This window comes from Pseudomonas sp. Leaf434 (genome assembly GCF_001425545.1).
Classification (GTDB): domain Bacteria; phylum Pseudomonadota; class Gammaproteobacteria; order Pseudomonadales; family Pseudomonadaceae; genus Aquipseudomonas; species Aquipseudomonas siliginis.
Genome location: NZ_LMQZ01000008.1, coordinates 90,372 through 109,276 on the forward strand (window position 1 = coordinate 90,372; position 18,905 = coordinate 109,276).

The 18,905-nt window shown below is 61.0% G+C and carries 13 protein-coding genes and 1 pseudogene; 3 read left to right on the plus strand and 11 right to left on the minus strand.

Going from position 1 to position 18,905, the window contains the following annotated elements; genetic code table 11:
* Nucleotides 1-13 precede the first annotated feature (13 nt).
* On the minus strand, nt 14-1,270 hold the full coding sequence (arcA, locus tag ASG55_RS15235; protein ID WP_016773516.1) for an arginine deiminase: 1,257 nt from the start codon (nt 1,268-1,270) through the stop codon (nt 14-16).
* 35 nt (nt 1,271-1,305) lie between these two features.
* Entirely contained in the window at nt 1,306-2,733 is a 1,428-nt protein-coding gene (gene arcD, locus ASG55_RS15240; protein ID WP_041479781.1) for an arginine-ornithine antiporter, read from the minus strand.
* A gap of 437 nt (nt 2,734-3,170) precedes the next feature.
* Here arcD (ASG55_RS15240) and arcD (ASG55_RS15245) point away from each other — a divergent pair, with 437 nt between their 5' ends.
* A complete protein-coding gene (arcD, locus tag ASG55_RS15245; RefSeq protein WP_056787938.1) occupies nt 3,171-4,598 on the plus strand; it encodes an arginine-ornithine antiporter in 1,428 nt (475 codons plus the stop codon).
* 559 nt (nt 4,599-5,157) lie between these two features.
* On the opposite strand, the gene ASG55_RS15250 is transcribed toward arcD (ASG55_RS15245), so the two are convergent.
* The 9 genes and pseudogenes from ASG55_RS15250 to gap form a co-directional block, all read right to left on the minus strand.
* Nucleotides 5,158-6,507: a CoA transferase gene (locus ASG55_RS15250; protein WP_056787941.1), complete on the minus strand. Its 1,350-nt coding sequence runs from the start codon at nt 6,505-6,507 to the stop codon at nt 5,158-5,160.
* A gap of 191 nt (nt 6,508-6,698) precedes the next feature.
* Complete coding sequence (locus tag ASG55_RS27685) at nt 6,699-7,454, minus strand: methyl-accepting chemotaxis protein (RefSeq protein WP_371699605.1); 756 nt, start codon at nt 7,452-7,454, stop codon at nt 6,699-6,701.
* Nucleotides 7,455-7,556: 102 nt separating this feature from the next.
* A pseudogene (locus tag ASG55_RS27690) lies at nt 7,557-8,900 on the minus strand (PDC sensor domain-containing protein); the annotation flags it as partial.
* 105 nt (nt 8,901-9,005) lie between these two features.
* Nucleotides 9,006-9,416, minus strand: a complete 411-nt coding sequence (locus ASG55_RS15260) for a YbaN family protein (RefSeq protein WP_056787946.1) — start codon at nt 9,414-9,416, stop codon at nt 9,006-9,008.
* A gap of 162 nt (nt 9,417-9,578) precedes the next feature.
* Complete coding sequence (locus ASG55_RS15265) at nt 9,579-10,175, minus strand: biliverdin-producing heme oxygenase (RefSeq protein WP_056787948.1); 597 nt, start codon at nt 10,173-10,175, stop codon at nt 9,579-9,581.
* Nucleotides 10,176-10,284: 109 nt separating this feature from the next.
* A complete protein-coding gene (locus ASG55_RS15270; protein ID WP_056787951.1) occupies nt 10,285-12,870 on the minus strand; it encodes a TonB-dependent receptor in 2,586 nt (861 codons plus the stop codon).
* A gap of 122 nt (nt 12,871-12,992) precedes the next feature.
* A complete protein-coding gene (locus ASG55_RS15275) occupies nt 12,993-13,958 on the minus strand; it encodes a FecR family protein (protein ID WP_056787954.1) in 966 nt (321 codons plus the stop codon).
* A 101-nt stretch (nt 13,959-14,059) separates the two neighbouring features.
* The gene (locus ASG55_RS15280; protein ID WP_041479774.1) at nt 14,060-14,587 is read right to left on the minus strand and encodes an RNA polymerase sigma factor; all 528 of its coding nucleotides are present in this window, start codon (nt 14,585-14,587) and stop codon (nt 14,060-14,062) included.
* A 199-nt stretch (nt 14,588-14,786) separates the two neighbouring features.
* Nucleotides 14,787-15,788, minus strand: coding sequence for a type I glyceraldehyde-3-phosphate dehydrogenase (gene gap, locus ASG55_RS15285; protein ID WP_016773526.1), 1,002 nt, complete (start codon nt 15,786-15,788; stop codon nt 14,787-14,789).
* A 220-nt stretch (nt 15,789-16,008) separates the two neighbouring features.
* Between gap and edd the strand changes: the two genes are divergently transcribed.
* Nucleotides 16,009-17,835, plus strand: coding sequence for a phosphogluconate dehydratase (edd, locus tag ASG55_RS15290; protein ID WP_016773527.1), 1,827 nt, complete (start codon nt 16,009-16,011; stop codon nt 17,833-17,835).
* Nucleotides 17,832-18,791, plus strand: a complete 960-nt coding sequence (locus tag ASG55_RS15295; protein WP_056787957.1) for a glucokinase — start codon at nt 17,832-17,834, stop codon at nt 18,789-18,791. The genes edd and ASG55_RS15295 overlap by 4 nt, the downstream gene beginning before the upstream one ends.
* Nucleotides 18,792-18,905 lie beyond the last annotated feature (114 nt).

An 18,905-nucleotide genomic window follows, 5' to 3' on the forward strand; every position in this document is an offset into this window, starting at 1 on the left:
GAAGGCTCAAAGATTAGTAATCGATCGGGTCGCGGATGATCGGGCAGGTCATGCAGTGGCCGCCGCCACGGCCTCGGCCGAGTTCGCCGGCGCTGATGGTGATGACCTCCACGCCAGCCTTGCGCAGCAGAGTGTTGGTGTAGGTGTTGCGGTCGTAGCCGATGACCACGCCGGGTTCCATGGCCACCACGTTGTTGCCGTCGTCCCATTGCTCGCGTTCGGCGGCGAAGCTGTTGCCGCCAGTTTCCACCACGCGCAGTTTCGGCAGATTGAGCGCCGCAGCGACGGTGTCGAGGAAGCTGCCTTCTTCGCGGCGGATGTCGATGCCACCCTGTTTGCTTTCGTCAGGACGCAGGGTGAAGGCGACGATCTGGTTGACCACTTCCGGGAAGATCGTCACCAGGTCGCGGTCGCAGAAGCTGAACACGGTGTCCAGGTGCATTGCTGCGCGGGACTTCGGCAGGCCGGCGACGATGACTTTTTCCACCGCTTTGTTGTTGAACAGGTTCAGCGCCAGTTGGCCGATGGCCTGCCGCGATGAGCGCTCGCCCATGCCGATCAGCACCACGCCGTTGCCGATCGGCATGACGTCGCCGCCCTCAAGGGTGGAGTTGCCGTGGTCCTTGTCCGGGTCGCCGTACCAGATCTCGAATTCGGCGTTGGTGAATTGCGGATGGAATTTATAGATGGCGGTGGTCAGCAGGGTTTCCTGACGGCGCGCCGGCCAGTACATCGGGTTCAGCGTCACGCCACCGTAGATCCAGCAGGTAGTGTCGCGGGTGAACTGGGTGTTGGGCAGCGGCGGCAGGATGAAGCTGGAGTGGCCGAGGAAGTCGCGGAACATCTGGATGGTCTTGCCACCGAAGCTGTCCGGCAGATCATCGGCCGACACGCCGCCAATCAGGAATTCGGCGATGTGGCGTGGCTCGAGGCTTTTCAGCCAGGATTTCACTTCGCTGATCAGGCCCAGGCCCACCGAGTCGGCAGTGACTTTGCGCTCAAGAATCCAGTCCAGCGCTTCGGGGATGGCGACGATGTCGGTCAGCAGGTTGTGCATTTCCACCACGTCGATGCCGCGCTCGCGCATCTTGGTGACGAAGTCGAAGTGATCGCGCTTGGCCTGCGCCACCCACAACACGTCATCGAACAGCAGTTCATCGCAGTTGTTCGGGGTCAGCCGCTGATGGGCCAGACCTGGGGAGCAAACCATGACTTTACGCAGTTTCCCGGCTTCGGAGTGGACGCCGTACTTCACTTTTTCCGTGGTCATTTCTGTGTTCCTCCAGATGACAATTCAATCAGGGGTTACAGCGTCAGGAAGCCATCGTAGAGACCATAGGCCGCCACCACGGCGCCCACGACCACTGCGGCGAAAATCAGCTTCTCGACGTTGGTGAAAACCGGTTGTTTGAGTTCCAGCTTGGCCTTGGCGAACAGGATCGCGCCGGGCGCGTAGAGCAGGGCCGACAGCAGCAGGTACTTGACCCCGCCGGCATACAACAACCACACCGCGTAGATCAGGGCGATACCGCCGATGATCAGATCCTTGCGCCGCTCGGCGGCGAAGCCTTCGTAGCTCTCGCCGCGCACCGCCAGCAGCAGGGCATAGGCCGCCGACCACAGGTAGGGCACCAGAATCATCGAAGTGGCGAGGTAGATCAGTGACAGGTAAGTGCTGGCCGAGAACAGGGTGATGATCAGGAACACCTGCACCATCGCGTTGGTCAGCCACAGGGCGTTGACCGGCACGTGGTTGGCGTTTTCCTTGCGCAGAAACTCCGGCATGGTGTGGTCTTTGGCGGCGGCGAACATGATCTCCGCACATAGCAGCACCCACGACAGCAGCGCGCCGAGCAGCGAGATGATCAGGCCGACGCTGATCAGCACCGCACCCCAGTGACCGACCACATGCTCAAGCACGGCGGCCATCGACGGGTTCTGCAGTTTCGCCAGTTCCGGCTGGGTCATGATGCCCAGCGACAGCACGTTCACCAGCACCAGAAACAGCAGCACGGTGATGAAGCCGATCACGGTGGCCTTGCCGACATCCGAGCGCTTCTCGGCGCGGGCGGAGAAGATGCTCGCGCCTTCGATACCGATGAACACCCAGACGGTGACCAGCATCATGTTGCGCACCTGGTTCATCACACTGCCCAGGTCAGGGTTTTTCACGCCCCAGATGTCGGCGGTGAAGATGTCCAGTTTGAACGCGAAGACCGCAATCAGCACAAACAGCAGCAGCGGTACGACCTTGGCGACGGTGGTCACCAGGTTGATGAACGCCGCTTCCTTGATCCCGCGCAACACCAGAAAATGCACGCCCCACAGCAGCAAGGACGCGCCGATTACCGCCGCCGGGGTATTGCCTTCGCCGAAGATCGGAAAGAAATAGCCGAGGGTGCTGAACAGCAGAACGAAGTAACCGACGTTGCCCAGCCAGGCACTGATCCAGTAACCCCAGGCGGATGAGAAACCCATGTAGTCGCCGAATCCGGCCTTGGCGTAGGCGTAGACTCCGCCGTCCAGGTCAGGCTTGCGATTGGCGAGGGTTTGAAAAACAAATGCGAGGGTGAGCATGCCGACGGCGGTGATGGCCCAGCCGATCAGCACTGCCCCGACGTCGGCGCTGGCGGCCATGTTTTGTGGCAACGAAAATATCCCGCCGCCAATCATTGAACCGACTACCAGTGCAACCAGTGCACCGAGTCTTAGTTTTCCGGGCGCTTCAGACATTTGCATGACTCCATTGCAGGAAAGGAGAGCTCACAGCCTAGTACCGTTGTCTGTTCGAATAGCTGACTTGGATCAGTGCATGGCCACATTCCATTGTTAATGAATGACTTATCCACCCGTTGCGGGCATAACACTGTGCTCTGGAAGGCCCGTCCCAGAGCCGTTTCGCTGACGCAATTGGGAATAGCAATTAATGCTTTCGAACTATGACGCTAGTTGCTTTTCCGCGTTTGGCAAATGTCCGTCATCTGTTTTCAGTACAGAATTGAATAATCAAGATTGGCGCACAAAACTGACTTAACGTGCTAAGCGTTATCGTGGTCGGCTATATATAACGGTGCGAAATTGGCCATTACCTGATAAACGTCATCTACCCTTAGGCTTTTAGTCGGCTGTTGTTACAAATAAACAACAACGGCTCTTTCAAGGAGATCTGCATGTCGCAACCGACGCAAAAGCTGCGCCTTGGCGCGTTGATCGCGCTGGTGGTGGGGTCGATGATCGGCGGGGGGATTTTCTCGTTGCCGCAAAACATGGCGGCGCGCGCCGATGCCGGGGCGATCCTGATCGGCTGGGGCATCACCGCAATCGGCATGCTGACGCTGGCCTTCGTCTTTCAGACCCTGGCCAATCGCAAACCGGAGCTGGACTCGGGCGTCTACGCCTACGCCAAGGCCGGGTTCGGCGACTACATGGGCTTTTCGTCGGCGTGGGGTTACTGGATCAGCGCCTGGCTGGGCAACGTCGGCTATTTTGTGTTGCTGTTCAGCACCCTCGGTTATTTCTTTCCGGTATTCGGCCAGGGCAACACGCCGATCGCCATCGGCTGCGCTTCGGTGCTGTTGTGGGCGGTGCATTTTCTGGTGATGCGCGGGATCAAGGAGGCAGCGCTGATCAACCAGTTGACCACTGTGGCCAAGGTCGTGCCGTTGATCATGTTCATCGTCATCGCTGCCGTGGCATTCAAGGCTGACATCTTCACCCGCGACATCTGGGGCCGCAGCAACCCGAACTTCGGCGGGGTGATGGATCAGGTGCGCAACATGATGCTGGTCACCGTGTTCGTGTTCATCGGCATCGAAGGCGCCAGCGTCTATTCGGCTCGCGCAGAAAAACGCAGCGACGTCGGCCGTGCCACGGTCATCGGTTTTATCGGCGTGCTGGCGCTGCTGGTGCTGGTCAACGTGCTGTCGCTGGGGATCATGAGTCAGCCGGAACTGGCCAATCTGCAAAACCCATCACTGGCAGCGGTGCTCGAACACATCGTCGGGCCGTGGGGTGCGTTGCTGATCAGCGTCGGGCTGGCGATTTCGCTGTTGGGCGCGTTGTTGTCATGGGCCTTGCTGTGCGCGGAAATCCTCTTCGCCACGGCCAAAGACAAAACCATGCCGGCGTTCCTGAAGAAGGAAAACAAGAACCACGTGCCGGTCAACGCGCTGTGGCTGACCAATGTGATGATCCAGATTTTCCTGCTGATCACATTGTTCTCGGCGGGCACTTACACCAGTCTGATTTACCTGGCCTCGTCGATGATTCTGGTGCCGTATTTGTGGTCGGCGGCCTACGCGGTGCTGCTCAGCGGGCGCGGCGAAACCTACGAACACGCCTCGGCGGAACGTACAAAGGATCTGCTGATCGGCGGCATCGCACTGGTTTACGCGGTGTGGCTGTTGTATGCCGGTGGGGTGAAGTATCTGCTGCTGTCGGCGCTGCTGTATGCGCCGGGGGTGATTCTGTTTGCCAAGGCCAAGCGTGAACAGGGGCAACCGGTGTTCACTACGGTGGAAAAGGGGATTTTTGCTTGCGTGGTGATCGGGGCGGGGCTGGCGGCGTATGGGTTGTATAGCGGGGTGTTGTCGTTGTGATCTGAAAAGCAGCCCCTCACCCTAGCCCTCTCCCAGAGGGAGAGGGGACCGACCGAGGTGTCTGGCGCTATACATCGACCTGAGCGATCGAGTTGATTATGGATTCGACGAAAATCTTTCACGTCGGCGTAACTCTCCAATATCCCCCAATCAGTCCCCTCTCCCTCTGGGAGAGGGGACCGACCGAGGTGTCTGGCGCTATACATCGACCTGAGCGATCGAGTCGATTATGGATTCGACGAAAATCTTGCACGTCGGCGTAACTCTCCAATATCCCCCAATCAGTCCCCTCTCCCTCTGGGAGAGGGGACCGACCTAGGTGTCTGGCGCTATACATCGACCTGAGCGATCGAGTCGATTATGGATTCGACGAAAATCTTGCACGTCGGCGTAACTCTCCAATATCCCCCAATCAGTCCCCTCTCCCTCTGGGAGAGGGNCGACCTGAGCGATCGAGTCGATTATGGATTCGACGAAAATCTTGCACGTCGGCGTAACTCTCCAATATCCCCCAATCAGTCCCCTCTCCCTCTGGGAGAGGGCTAGGGTGAGGGGCTTCTCATGGCCAACACGGAGGATGCGAGCCCAACTCCGTCGCCGGCCAATTCCACCGCATCGCCGTCCCGCTGATCTGCAGCGGCACGCGCAACCTCCGCGCCGGCCCCCACGCGGTGTGTTCAATCGCCGGATCCTGATCCAGCGCGTCTTCGGCCCGCAGCGGATCAAGCATCCCCGGCCCATGCTCGACCAACAGTTTCGCCGTCCGCGCCAGCGACAACCGCGCCGAACCCCCGCGACCGCTGGCCAGTCGTTCAGTCAGCAGCCTTATTGCACTCGCCGCCATCAGATACCCGGTCGCATGATCCAGTGCCTGCACCGGCAGTGGCGTCGGTTTATCGCTGTGCTTCCAGCGCTGTCCGGCCTCGGCGATGCCGCTGCTCATCTGCACCAGGCTGTCGAAGCCCCGGCGGTTCTGCCAGGGGCCGCTCCAGCCGTAGGCATTGAGGCAGACGTCGATCAGCCCCGGTGCCAGTTGCCTTCGGCGTTCAATACCAAACCCCAGATGTTCCAGCGCATCGGCGCGATAGCCGTGGAGCAAGATGTCGGTGTCTTGCAATAAACCTTCGAACACTGCGCGATCCGCTGGCACTTGCAGATCCAGCCGCGCGCAGCGTTTGCCGACAGTCATTTCCGGAACGACGCCGGGTTCGTTCCAGCTCGGTGGATCGATGCGCAGCACGTTTGCGCCGAGCCCTGCGAGAAAGCGGCTGGCGCTGGGACCGGCGAGCACGCGGGTCAGGTCGAGCACCTTGATCCCGGCCAGAGGTCGTGCGAGCGAGCCTTGCCATGGGCTGCGGTTCTCGTCCGTCTGCTCGCTGAATTGCACCAGCGCTTCGGCATTCACCGCCAGCCCCTGCGGATGCTGCTGCCACTGCGCCCAACTGCGCATCTCGGCGGCGCAGCCGTTGGCGTCGACCACTGCTTGTTCCAGATCCGCACTGTCCCATTGCGCGACTTTTGCCGCCATTGCGGCGCGGTCGGCGCAGGCACCGAGCACGCGTTCAGCGGCGGCGCGGTGATGCGGAGCGTTGGTGTGCAGACGGATCCAGCCGTCCCGGGTCGCATAGTCGCCGGCGATCGCGTCCCATAACGGCGGCACCTGCCAGCCGATCGGGCGAAGCGAGGTGGAGAACCAGAAGGAGGCAAGGCGCCGGTCGACTGCAACTGCTGACAAGTGCCCGATTTGCGGGTGGAGCAATTCGCTGAGCGCTTGGCCGGCAGCGGCGATGCTGGCGCAGGCCAGCTCGGTCACGGCGAACGCCGAGGGCAACGCGCCGTCACCGTTGAAGGGGATGGGCGTGCGAGGCAGGCCGAGTGCGGTTTGGATGGACGTGAGCAGATCAGTCATCGAAGGCCCTCCGGAACGAGAGGGCGATGATAGTGCAAAAGAATCGCGGTTTAGATGAAACCAGGATGTGAACCCGTTTCCCCAGTGGGAGCGAGCCTGCTCGCGAAGGCGTCGTGTCAGTCAACACGGATGTTGGATATGACGACCGCTTCGCGAGCAGGCTCGCTCCCACAGGGATTTATGCTGGATTGTTACACGCGGAACTGATCCATCAATTTCATCTGCTGGCTAGCCAGGCTGTTGAGCTGGCTGCTGATCGCTGCCGACTCGGTGGCCTGTTCGGTCAGGGTTTCGGTCACGGTGCGAATCGCCGAGACGTTGCGGTTGACCTCTTCGGCCACGGCGCTCTGTTCTTCGGCGGCACTGGCGATCTGCAGGTTCATGTCGCTGATCACCGTCACCGCGTCGCTGATCTTGCCCAGTGCATCAACGGCCTGACGAATCTGCCCGGCGTTGTTGTGCGCCTGGGTCTGGCTCGAATGCATGGTGGCGACCACGCCACGGGTACCGGTCTGGATGCGCTCAATGACGATGCGGATTTCTTCCACCGAATCCTGCGTGCGTTTGGCCAGGTTGCGCACCTCGTCGGCGACCACGGCAAAACCGCGGCCGCTTTCGCCGGCGCGGGCGGCTTCGATGGCGGCGTTGAGGGCCAGCAGGTTGGTCTGTTCGGCGATGCTGCGAATCACTTCCAGCACCGAGCCGATCTGCTCGCTGTTCACTGCCAGCGCTTCGACCTCGGTAACTGCTTTGCTCACCTCATCGGCCAGTTGATTGATGTCGCGGGTGCTGCGCTCGATGATCGCCATACCGTCCTTCGCCGACTGATCGGCACCCTTGGCGGCGTTGGCCGCGTTCGAGGCACTGTTGGCGACGTCGTGGGCAGTGGCGCTCATTTCGTTGGAGGCGGTGGCGACCTGATCGATTTCGCGGAACTGCACCTGCATGCCTTCGCTGGTCTGGCGGGCAATTTCCGACGACTGATCGGCCGTGCCGCGCGCTTCGGTGATGCTCTGTTTGATCTGCGCGATGGTCGGCTGAAGCTTGTCGAGGAAGCGGTTGAACCAGTTCACCAGTTCGCCCAGTTCGTCTTTCTTGCTGTAGTTCAGGCGCTGGGTCAGATCGCCTTCGCCGCTGGCAATGTTCTTCAGCATGTCGGCGACGCTGTTGATCGGACGGGTGACGCCGGAGGCGGTGAGCCAGATCAGCAGGAGGCCGACCAGACCGGCCACGCCCGCCACCAGCAGGGCAGTGATGACGCCGGTTTGTTGCGCGTCATCCAGCACCGCTTGCAGTTTCACCGAGTCGGCCAGCAGCACGTGCTCGGGCAGGTCGATGACCACGCCCCAGGCCCGCGAATTGCCGATCGGGTCGACCGGGTAAACCGCGCGAATCAGCTCGCCCTGTTGGAGAATTTTTGCCGTGCCGCTGCCGACCAGTTGCAATACATCCTTGCCGTCAGCGCCGAGGGTGTCGCTGATTTTTTTGCCCACTCGCGTCGCGTCGGCACTGTCGGCCGCCAGTACGCCGCTGCCGGAGACGATCAGCATGTGCCCGGCGTTGTTGAACAGGCTGCGCTGCGAGTCGACGGCGGCGGCTTGCAGGGCGTCGAGCGCAATGTCGACACCAACCACGCCGATCGCTTTGCCATCCACCAGCAGCGGCACGGAAATGGTCGTCATGAGCATTTCCTTGCCACCGACCGTGTCGGCATACGGGTCAAGCAGGCAGGTGCGTTTGTTGTCGCGAGGGCAGGTGTACCAACTGTTGTACGGCGTGCCGCTGACGCTGAGGGTGGTCTTGGTCAAGTCGTCCTCGACCATGATCGTATTCAGCGCGGCGCCGGCGGCACGGCTCCAGTACGAGGCGAAGCGCCCGGCTTCGTTGGACTGCCGCGCGGCATCGTTGGCGAATTCGCTGTCCTTGCCGTCGAGGCCGTTGGGTTCGAAGGCCAGCCAGATACCGAGGACTTTATCGTTGCGCTCGAAAGCGGTTTTCAGGCTCTGGTTCAACTCTTCACGAACAGCGCCGGCTTCGAGCGAACGCTTGGCCGCCATCGTCCGCAGATCCTTGATCTGGTCGGCGAGGGCGGTGACCACGAGCAGGCTTTCACCAAAGGTTTTCTGCACCCGCACCGCTTGCTCGGCGGCCTTGGCCTGCAGCAGGTTCTGCACGCTGGCGGTCAGTAACTGGTTGCTGGATTGACTGACCAGCGCGTCGTTCTGGTTGGTCTGGTAGATGTTCATGCTGACAATCAGCACCACCACTCCGAGCAGGCAAAGGCCGGAGAGCAGGACGATTTTCAGGCGAATGGACAGAGAGTCGAACATGGGGCGATCTCGCGAATGGAATAAACAGGTGGCTGGGCCTGAAGCCCGGTTTGCCAAATCCATTCAGCGCCATTCAATCCTAATCGGCGTCGCGCGAAACGGCATGAGGCGCTCGCCGACGGACGGTCGCCGCTAAACGTTTGCGCAGGGGAAAGTGCTGAAAAGGCTTTAATTACAGGGATGTTTCACTACAGCGATGGGCGTCTCCGGGCGCGACCAGATCCACAGGTTGCCCAGGCCCATGCCGGCAATCGCCAGATAGATCGGCCAGCCGTGATCGAGCATCACCAGCATCAACGTCGCACAAAGCAGCATGCTGAGGGTGGCACTGACTTTGGCCTTGCGCGCGATGATCCTGCCGTTGCGCCAGTTACTGAGGATCGGCCCGAACAGGCGATGATTTTCCAGCCACGCACTCAGGCGCGGCGAACTGCGGGTCGCGGCCCACGCGGCTAAAAGGATGAACTCGGTGGTCGGCAGACCGGGCACGACGATGGCGACAAGGCCAATGCCGAGGCTGACATAGGCCAGCAGGCCGAACAGCAGACGGGCGAGTTTTGATGGGGCGGGTGCGGGCATGGGCTCAGCGGCGGCTTCTGAAGCGGAACGGGGATCTTACAGATTTGTGGTGAGCTCTGTGGGAGCGAGCCTGCTCGCGAAAGCGGTTGATCAGGCACATTGATGTTGAATGTGCTGCCGTCTTCGCGAGCAGGCTCGCTCCCACAAGTGATAAGAGTTGCTTCAGGCCACTTCGGCTTCTATGGCATAAGCCCGTTCCAGCAGCACGGTAAAGCGGTTGAACGCATCCAGCGCACCTTGCTCCACTTCAGCCTCTTCCTCAGCGGTGAACGGCAATGCATCGAGGGTGCGTACGAAGCTTTTCCAGCCCTCGGCGCGGCCACCTTGCGGTTCAGCCAGATGCCGGGCACCAAAGGTTTCGCTCAGATCGAGCGCCACCGCGCGCTTGATCAGGAACGCCGCGCCGAGCTTGGAACCCTCGGAAACAAAGATCCAGCCCAGCGCCCGTGCCTTGCTCGGGTTTTTCAGCGCGCCGGCCACCGGGGCCGGAACCTCGGTGTCGAGGTCGGCGAGGTCAGCCCTGGCCGCTTCGGCGCGGCAACGGGCCGGCAGATCCGGGACGATCGCGGTCAGTTCGGCATCGTTGTACAGCTCCACCAGTTCCGCCTGGAACAGGTATTGCGCGACGACGAAACGGGCGAAGCTGGCGCGGGTTTCGAACGGCGCGTGGGCTTTGACCAGCGCATCGAGTTTGCTGTGCGGCTCGTGGGTGATCTGGTTCAGGCGTTGCGAACGCAAGGTTTTTTCCGAGGCAGTCATGGGGTGTCCTTGATAAATGAGGCGCTTGATAACAAGACGTACGGGCGGACGCCGGACAGTAAAAAAACCTCACTGCGCGGCGCGAACACGCGCAGTGAGGCCGGGCGGATCAGATGTCCCAGATCAGGTTGATCGCGAAGTTGCGTCCCGGTTGGGTCAGGCGATCGAGGTTGGCCGGTTGCGTCACCGAGGCTTCGCCGACGCTGTCGTAACCGCGCACGTCATCCCATAGCCAGTATTTCTTGTCGGTCAGGTTGTAGACGCCGCCGCTGACGGTGACGTCGTCGGTCACCTTGTAATAGCCGGCCAGATCGAGAATGCCGAAGCCCGGGGTCTTGAACTGGCTGCTGACGCCGTCCGGCGACTTGAAGTTGCTGTCGTCGACGCGGTCCTTTTTCTTCACCACGGTCCAGCTCAGCAAACCGCCATAGTTGTCCTGGTCGTAACCGAGACCGAACACGCCGGTGAGCGGATTGACGCTGTTGATCGGCTCGCCGCTGTCGTTGTTGCGACCGTAGGCGTAGGCGATCGAGCCTTGGGTATACAGGCCTTGCGGCGCGCCCAGCGCATCCAGGTTCAAGTGACCTTTGACTTCCGCGCCCTTGATGGTGGCGCGCTTGATGTTGTTGCTCTGGAAGGTCAACTGATCGTCGCCCGGCTTGACCGCGTCCTCGTTGATGAAGTCGCGGTACTTGTTATAGAACACTGCGACGTCGAACGAACCCTGCTCGAAATTCCCGCGCAGGCCGGTTTCGAAGCCTTTGCTCTTTTCCGGCTCAAGGTCGGAGTTGGGCGCTACGGTGTAGCCGGTGGTGTTGTTCTCGAAACGCCCGTACAGCGATTTTGCCGTGGGCGTGCGGAAGCCTTCGGCGTACTGGCCGTACCAGGTGTAGTTGTCCGTCAGTGCATAGGTCAGGCCGAATTTCGGCGACACCTTGTGCCAGGTCTTGTTCTTGTCGCTGACCGTGCCCTGGCCGTCGGCATTCACGGTGTTGAGGAATTCCTCGGTGATGTGCGGCTTGAGCTGGGTGTAGTCGTAGCGCAGGCCCGGCAGGAAGGTCCAGTCGTTCCAGCTGATCTGATCCTGGGCGAACAGGCTGTAGGTGTTGATGGTCGGATCGGGGAAATCAGAGGCCTTGGCCAGCACGTCCGCCGCACTGGTCGCGCCAATCGCCGTGCAGCCGCGACCGACGGCCACGCAGGTGCCGTCGCCGCTGCGTGAACCGGTGACTTTCTGCTGTTTGATCGTGGTGCCGTAAGTCAGCAGGTGATCGGTGTCACCGATGGCGAAAGCCTTGTCCAGTTGGGCATCGAAAACCCACTGTTTTTCTTCGTAGATCGTGTCGCGGGTACGCAGCACTTTACGGGTGATCGGGTAGTACAACTCCTCGGTGCTCTGGTCGGTCTTGGCGATCTGGTGATTGAGGCTCCACTTGACGTTATCGGCGAGCAGGCTGTCGAGGGCGAACGCATGTTCGATGCCGAAACGCTCGCGGGTGATGGTGTCGTTACCGGTGCGCCACTGGTACATGCCGCCGGGCAGTACGCTGCTCGGAATGGTCGGCGCGCCATTAAAGTACGGGCCGCCGTAGGCACTTTTCTGATCGGTGTCGCGATCGTCCTTGTACTTTTCGTAGGTCAGGCCCAGGCGCGAATCGTCGTTGTAGTTCCAGCCGAGCTTGGCCAGAACGTTGGTTGCGCGCACGTCTTCCGGGTTGGCGGCGGTGCGTTCCAGACCGGTGCCGTTGTGGCTGCCAAAGGATTCGGTTTCATGACCGTCGCGCTGGCTGTAATGCAGCAGACCGTCGAACTCACCGCTGCGGCCAGCGACGGTGGCGGATTTCAGCCAGCTGTCGTCGGCGGAGCTGTAACCGCTTTTCAGACGCGCGCCGACGTCCTTGCCCGGTTTGATGATGTCGTCGGCGTCCAGCGTGTAATAGCTGACCGCGCCGCCAATGGCGTTGCTGCCGTACAGCACCGAGGCCGGGCCGCGCAGAATTTCCACACGCTTGACGATTTCCGGGTCGACGTAGTTGCGCTGGCTCTTGGCATACGGGCCGTTGAAGAAGCCGTTGGGGATTTCCACGCCATCGACTTGAGTCAGGATGCGGTCGCCGTCGATACCGCGAATGTTGTAGCCGCTGATGCCGCCGCGCTGGCCGGCACCGCCAACGGAAACGCCCGGTTCGTAGCGCACCAGATCCTTGATGGTGTTGACGTTGTTGCGGTCAAGCGCTTGGCGGTCCTGCACGCTGACGGTCGAGGGCACGCTGTTGACCGACTGTTCCTGGCGAGTGGCGCTGATGGTCACCTGATCGAGATTGAGCGTGCCGCTGCTGTTGCGTTTTTCCAGCACGACATTGTTGTTGCTCAGCTTGCGAAAGCTCAGGTTGGTCCCCACCAACAGGCGCTCGAGGGCTTTCTCCGGCGGCAGCGAACCGCGCACGCCCGGCGACGAAACGTTCTGCCCCAACTCTGCCGGCAAGCCGACCTGCCAACCGGTCACGGCGGTGAAGGCATTCAGTGCCGAAACCAGTGGTTGCTGGCCGATGGCGAACGCGTAATCGCCCATGTTGCGCGTCGGTTGCTCGGTGGCCGCCAGCAGCGGTGCGGTGCCAGCCATGAGGATGGCCGCAGTCAGCAGCGACAGTACGCGGGAAGGGGAAGCAGTCTGGCGGGTAAGGCGTGAGGACATCGATAGCGCTCCGTGTCGCACGAATCTTTATAGGTGCTGATCGGCATGGTTAGATGCGAATCAATTGCATTGGCTATAACGAGACGTACTGTCGCTGGCTATCGAGTAAAAATAATTCTCATTCAGTTAAGGATCACCAGCGCCGGGAATTCCTGCAGGCGCGCCGAGGTGATGTGGGCGAGGGAGCGGACCACGTCGAGCGGCTGGTCGAGACGGTAATTGCCGGTGACGGCGACGTCGGCCAGGTGCTCGTTGTTGTTGATGATCCAGCCCGGGTAGTAGCGGCGCAGCTCGGCCAGCACCTGATTCAGCGGGCAGTTCTCGAACACCAGACGGCCTTCAACCCAGGCCAGATCGGCATTGGCGTCGAGCTTGGCCGGGCGATCAAAACCGTTGGGGCCGATGCGAATGCTCTCCCCGGCGCGCAGGCGCACCCGGGCATCGTTGTGGGTGGCGCGCAGATCGACATCGCCACGCTGCACATTCACTTGCGCGACCCCGTCGAGGTAGCGCACGGCGAATGCGGTGTCGTGGACGCTGGCCGTTACCGGACCTGCGTCGATCTCCAGCGGCTGATTGCGCCCGCTGGCGATCTCGAAAAACGCCTCGCCCTGAAACAGCCGGGCCACGCGCTGTTGATCGTTGATGGTGCTGGAAAACGCCGAGTTGGTATTGAGCAGGACCTTCGAGCCGTCCTCCAGTTGCAGTCGCTGACGCTCGCCGACCACGGTCAGGTGATCCGCTTGAATGCGCATCGGCAAATTACTGAAACTGAACAGCCCAAGGATCAGCACCGCAGCGGTGGCCAGCGGTTTCCAGTGTGGGCGCAAGCGTTTGAGGAAGGTGATTTTTACCGGTTTTGTCGCCAGAGCCTCGGCGCACAGTGCGACTTGCGGGCCTTCCCAGATGGCCTGGGCCTTGGCGAACGCCTCAGCATTCAACGGATCAGCCGCCAGCCAGGCATGAAATTGCCGGGTCTGTTCCTCATCCGGGCTGCCGAGCACGATGAGCCAGTCCAGCGCCTGGTCCATTGCAGCTGCAGCGTCCCGCGCCGAATCGGGCGAAGGCGAGCGGTGGGTGTCCGTCACGGTGGTTCCTCAGGGCTTCTGGCGAAGCAGTTTCTAGCTTCAAGCTGCAAGCTGCAAGCCGGATGCGTTACCGCTTTTTGTTTTTACCTGTAGCTTGCAGCTCAAAGCTTGCCGCTGCCGTTATGTCGTTCGGCGACGCCAATGCAGATCGACATGATCAGTTTCAGTTCTTTCTGCACGGTGCTCAGCGACACGTTCAGTTCATTGGCGATTTCCTGATAACTGTGCCCGTGCAGGCGGCTGAGGATGAAGATCTGTTGCTGGCGCGGGCTGAGTTGGCTGAGGCTCACGTTCAAACGCTCCAGCAGTTGTTCGGCATGGGCGGCGTCTTCGGCGCTGCTGGCCGGCGCGGCGATGCTCTGCACGACATCTTGCGGCACGTCGTCGACCATGGTCCGCGCATGAATCTTGCGCGCACGCAAATGGTCCAGCGCCAGATTACGCGCGGTCTGGAAGACAAAGGGTTCAAGGTGATCGATGGCCCGTTCGCTCAACGCCCGGGTCACGCGCAGGTAGGTCTCCTGCAACAGGTCTTCAGCGGTGCTGTGATTGTTGACCATCCGTTCCAGCGTGCGCAGCAGGGAAGTGCGCTGGGCGAGGAAGACGTGGTTGAAGCGCGATTGACTCACGGGAGGACCTGATCCATTTCGAGCGAATGATAATGCTTATCATCCAGCTAAATGGTCAAGCGCTGATTTCAAATTGAAATCGGATCTCCTGTGGGAGCGAGCCTGCTCGCGAAGGCGTCGTGTCAGTCAATTCCATATCGACTGACAGACAGCTTTCGCGAGCAGGCTCGCTCCCACAGGGATTGGGGACCGGCCGGGATTATTCGGCGTTACACAACGCCAGGCAGTTATCCAGCATGCGGTTGGAGAAGCCCCATTCGTTGTCGTACCAGGCCAGCACTTTCAGCAACTTGCCGCTGACCTTGGTGTGGTTGGCGTCGAAGATCGACGACAGCGGGTTGTGGTTGAAGTCGCTGGAAACCAGCGGCAAGGTGTTGTAACCGAGAATCTTCGAATGCTGGCTCGCCGCTTTCAGCAGGGCGTTGACTTCGTCGGCACTGGCTTCTTTCTTCAGTTGCACGGTGAGGTCGACCAGCGACACATTGATCACCGGTACGCGCACAGCCATGCCGGTCAATTTGCCCGCCAGTTCCGGCAGCACCAGGCCTACCGCTTCGGCTGCGCCGGTCTTGCTCGGGATCATGTTCTGCGTGGCGGAACGGGCGCGGTACGGGTCGCTGTGATAGACGTCGGTGAGGTTCTGGTCGTTGGTGTAGGCGTGGATGGTGGTCATCAGGCCGCTTTCGATCCCCAACTCGCGATGCAGCACCTGCGCCACTGGCGCCAGGCAGTTGGTGGTGCACGAAGCGTTGGAAATGATCTGGTGCGACTGACGCAGAATGTCGTGGTTGACGCCATAAACGACGGTGGCGTCCGCGCCTTTGGCCGGGGCAGAAATGATCACCTTGCGGGCGCCGGCGCTGATATGCGCGGCGGCTTTGGCACGGTCGGTGAACAGCCCGGTGCATTCGAACACTACGTCGATTTTTTCTGCGGCCCACGGCAGGTCGGCCGGGTTGCGAATGGCGCTGACCGCGATGCGGTCGCCATTGACCGTCAGGCTTTCGTTATCGTGCGCCACTTCGGCGTCGAAAGTGCCGTGGACGGTGTCGTATTTGAGCAGATGGGCATTGATCGAACTGTCACCCAGATCGTTGATCGCGACGATCTGCAGGTCTTGACGATAGCCTTGGGTATACAGTGCGCGCAGGACATTACGGCCGATGCGGCCAAAACCATTGATTGCAATTCGAAGAGTCATGGAACAGCGCCGCCGTCGTTTTGTTGTTGGAATTACAAGATTATTCGCATAAAAATAGAAAACAAGCCTTTTTAGTGGCAATATTTTGTTTTATCTACAACGAGTGACCTGAATCAACTGGTCCGAATGGTCAAAAAAGCCGTCTGTCATTCCAACAACAACGGCGTTTGATCAGCATAGACAATCAGGTCGCCACATCCGTTAGCCTGGAGTTCTACACATGCATCCCCGCGTTCTTGAGGTCACCGAACGGCTTATCGCCCGCAGCCGCGCCACGCGTCAGGCTTACCTTGCATTGATTCGCGGCGCCGCCACCGATGGCCCGATGCGCGGCAAGCTGCAATGCGCCAACTTCGCCCACGGCGTGGCCGGTTGCGGCACTGAAGACAAGCACAGCCTGCGGATGATGAACTCGGCGAACATCGCCATTGTGTCTTCGTATAACGACATGCTCTCGGCGCACCAGCCGTACGAAGTTTTCCCGCAACAGATCAAGAACGCCCTGCGCGAAATCGGCTCGGTCGGTCAGTTCGCCGGCGGCACTCCGGCAATGTGCGACGGTGTGACCCAAGGCGAGCCGGGCATGGAACTGAGCCTGCCGAGCCGCGAAGTGATCGCGATGTCCACCGCCGTGGCGCTGTCGCACAACATGTTTGACGGCGCGCTGATGCTCGGCATCTGCGACAAGATCGTTCCGGGCCTGATGATGGGTTCGCTGCGTTTCGGTCATCTGCCGACCATTTTCGTACCGGGCGGGCCAATGGTGTCGGGGATTTCCAACAAGGAAAAAGCCGACGTCCGCCAGAAGTACGCCGAAGGCAAGGCGACCCGCGAAGAGCTGCTGGAATCGGAGATGAAGTCCTACCACAGCCCGGGCACCTGCACCTTCTACGGCACCGCCAACACCAACCAGTTGCTGATGGAAGTCATGGGCCTGCACTTGCCGGGCGCCTCTTTCGTCAACCCGAACACGCCGCTGCGCGACGCGCTCACCCGCGAAGCCGCGCATCAGGTCACGCGCCTGACCAAGCAGAACGGCAACTTCATGCCGATCGGCGAAATCGTCGACGAAAAGGCGCTGGTCAACTCCATCGTTGCCCTGCACGCCACCGGCGGCTCGACCAACCACACCTTGCACATGCCGGCCATCGCCATGGCCGCTGGCATTCAACTGACCTGGCAGGACATGGCCGACCTCTCCGAAGTCGTCCCGACCCTGAGCCACGTCTATCCGAACGGCAAAGCCGACATCAACCACTTCCAGGCAGCGGGCGGCATGTCGTTCCTGATCCGCGAACTGCTCGGCGCAGGCCTGCTGCATGAAGACGTCAACACCGTGCTCGGCCATGGCCTGAGCCAGTACACCAAGGAGCCGTTCCTCGATAACGGTGAGCTGGTCTGGCGTGAAGGCCCGACCGACAGCCTCGACGAAAACATTCTGCGTCCGGTGTCCCGTGCGTTCTCGCAAGAAGGCGGACTGCGGGTGATGGAAGGCAACCTCGGTCGCGGCGTGATGAAGGTTTCCGCCGTTGCGCTGGAGAACCAGATCGTCGAAGCACCGGCGATGGTCTTCCAGGATCAACAGGATCTGGCGGACGCATTCAAGGCCGGTCTGCTGGAGAAGGATTTTGTTGCCGTGATGCGCTTCCAAGGGCCGCGCTCCAACGGCATGCCGGAGCTGCACAAGATGACGCCATTCCTCGGCGTACTGCAGGATCGCGGCTTCAAAGTCGCGCTGGTGACTGACGGGCGCATGTCCGGAGCGTCGGGGAAAATCCCCGCAGCGATTCACGTCAGCCCGGAAGCTTATGTCGGTGGCGCTTTGGCGCGCGTGCAAGAGGGCGATATCATCCGCGTCGATGGCGTCAAAGGCACCTTGGAACTGAAGGTCGACGCCGCCGAATTTGCAGCGCGCGAACCTGCCAAAGGCCTGTTGGGCAACAACATCGGCAGCGGCCGCGAGCTGTTTGGCTTCATGCGCATGGCCTTCAGCTCGGCGGAGCAGGGCGCCAGCGCCTTCACTTCTGCCCTGGAGACGCTTAATTGAAACTGGCTTTGGTCGGTGACATCGGAGGCACCAACGCGCGGTTCGCGTTGTGGCAAAACCAGCAACTGCAATCGGTTCAGGTGCTGGCCACGGCCGACTTCGCCAGCCCGGAAGAGGCAATCGCCTTGTACCTGAGCGGGCTCGGTCTGGCGCCGGGCTCGATCGGCTCGGTGTGCCTGTCGGTGGCAGGTCCGGTGAGCGGCGATGAGTTCAAGTTCACCAACAATCACTGGCGGCTCAGCCGCAGCGCGTTCTGCAAGACCTTGCAGGTCGAGCAGTTGTTGCTGACCAACGACTTCTCGGCGATGGCGCTGGGCATGACCCGCTTGCAGCCGGGCGAATTCCGTGTGGTTTGCGAAGGCACGCCGGAGCCGTTGCGCCCGGCGGTGGTGATCGGCCCCGGCACTGGCCTGGGTGTCGGCACCTTGCTCGATCTCGGCGAAGGGCGCTTTGCCGCGTTGCCGGGCGAGGGCGGCCATGTCGACCTGCCGCTGAGCAGTCCACGCGAAACGCAACTGTGGCAACACATCTACAACGAGATCGGCCATGTCAGCGCGGAAACCGCGTTGAGCGGCGGCGGCCTGCCTCGGCTGTACCGGGCGATCTGCGCGGTGGATGGTCATGAGCCTACGCTTGAAACGCCGGAAGCGATCACCGCCGCTGGCCTTGCCGGTGACCCGATCGCTTTGGAAGTGCTCGAGCAGTTCTGCTGCTGGCTCGGTCGCGTCGCCGGCAACAACGTGCTTACCACTGGCGCGCGCGGCGGGGTGTTTATCGTTGGCGGGGTGATTCCACGCTTCGCCGATTTCTTCCTCGCCAGCGGCTTCGCCCGCTGCTTCGCCGACAAAGGCTGCATGAGCGATTACTTCAAAGGCATCCCGGTGTGGCTGGTGACGGCGCCGTACTCCGGCCTCGTTGGTGCCGGTGTGGCGCTGGATCAATCAATCCCGACCTGAAATGCAATCCAATTGTGGGAGCGAGCCTGCTCGCGAAAGCGGTGTGTCAGTCAACAGATCTGTTGAATGTTAAAACCGATTCGCGAGCAGGCTCGCTCCCACAAGGGTTTCTGT

Coding starts and splice junctions, on each gene's coding strand:
- arcD (WP_041479781.1), bottom strand. CDS start 2,733: ATGTCTGAAGCGCCCGGAAAACTAAGACTCGGTGCACTGGTTGCACTG.
- arcD (WP_056787938.1), top strand. CDS start 3,171: ATGTCGCAACCGACGCAAAAGCTGCGCCTTGGCGCGTTGATCGCGCTG.
- ASG55_RS15270 (WP_056787951.1), bottom strand. CDS start 12,870: ATGTCCTCACGCCTTACCCGCCAGACTGCTTCCCCTTCCCGCGTACTG.
- gap (WP_016773526.1), bottom strand. CDS start 15,788: ATGACTCTTCGAATTGCAATCAATGGTTTTGGCCGCATCGGCCGTAAT.
- ASG55_RS15250 (WP_056787941.1), bottom strand. CDS start 6,507: ATGACTGATCTGCTCACGTCCATCCAAACCGCACTCGGCCTGCCTCGC.
- ASG55_RS27685 (WP_371699605.1), bottom strand. CDS start 7,454: ATGCAGGTGCAGTTCCGCGAAATCGATCAGGTCGCCACCGCCTCCAAC.
- ASG55_RS15260 (WP_056787946.1), bottom strand. CDS start 9,416: ATGCCCGCACCCGCCCCATCAAAACTCGCCCGTCTGCTGTTCGGCCTG.
- edd (WP_016773527.1), top strand. CDS start 16,009: ATGCATCCCCGCGTTCTTGAGGTCACCGAACGGCTTATCGCCCGCAGC.
- ASG55_RS15265 (WP_056787948.1), bottom strand. CDS start 10,175: ATGACTGCCTCGGAAAAAACCTTGCGTTCGCAACGCCTGAACCAGATC.
- arcA (WP_016773516.1), bottom strand. CDS start 1,270: ATGACCACGGAAAAAGTGAAGTACGGCGTCCACTCCGAAGCCGGGAAA.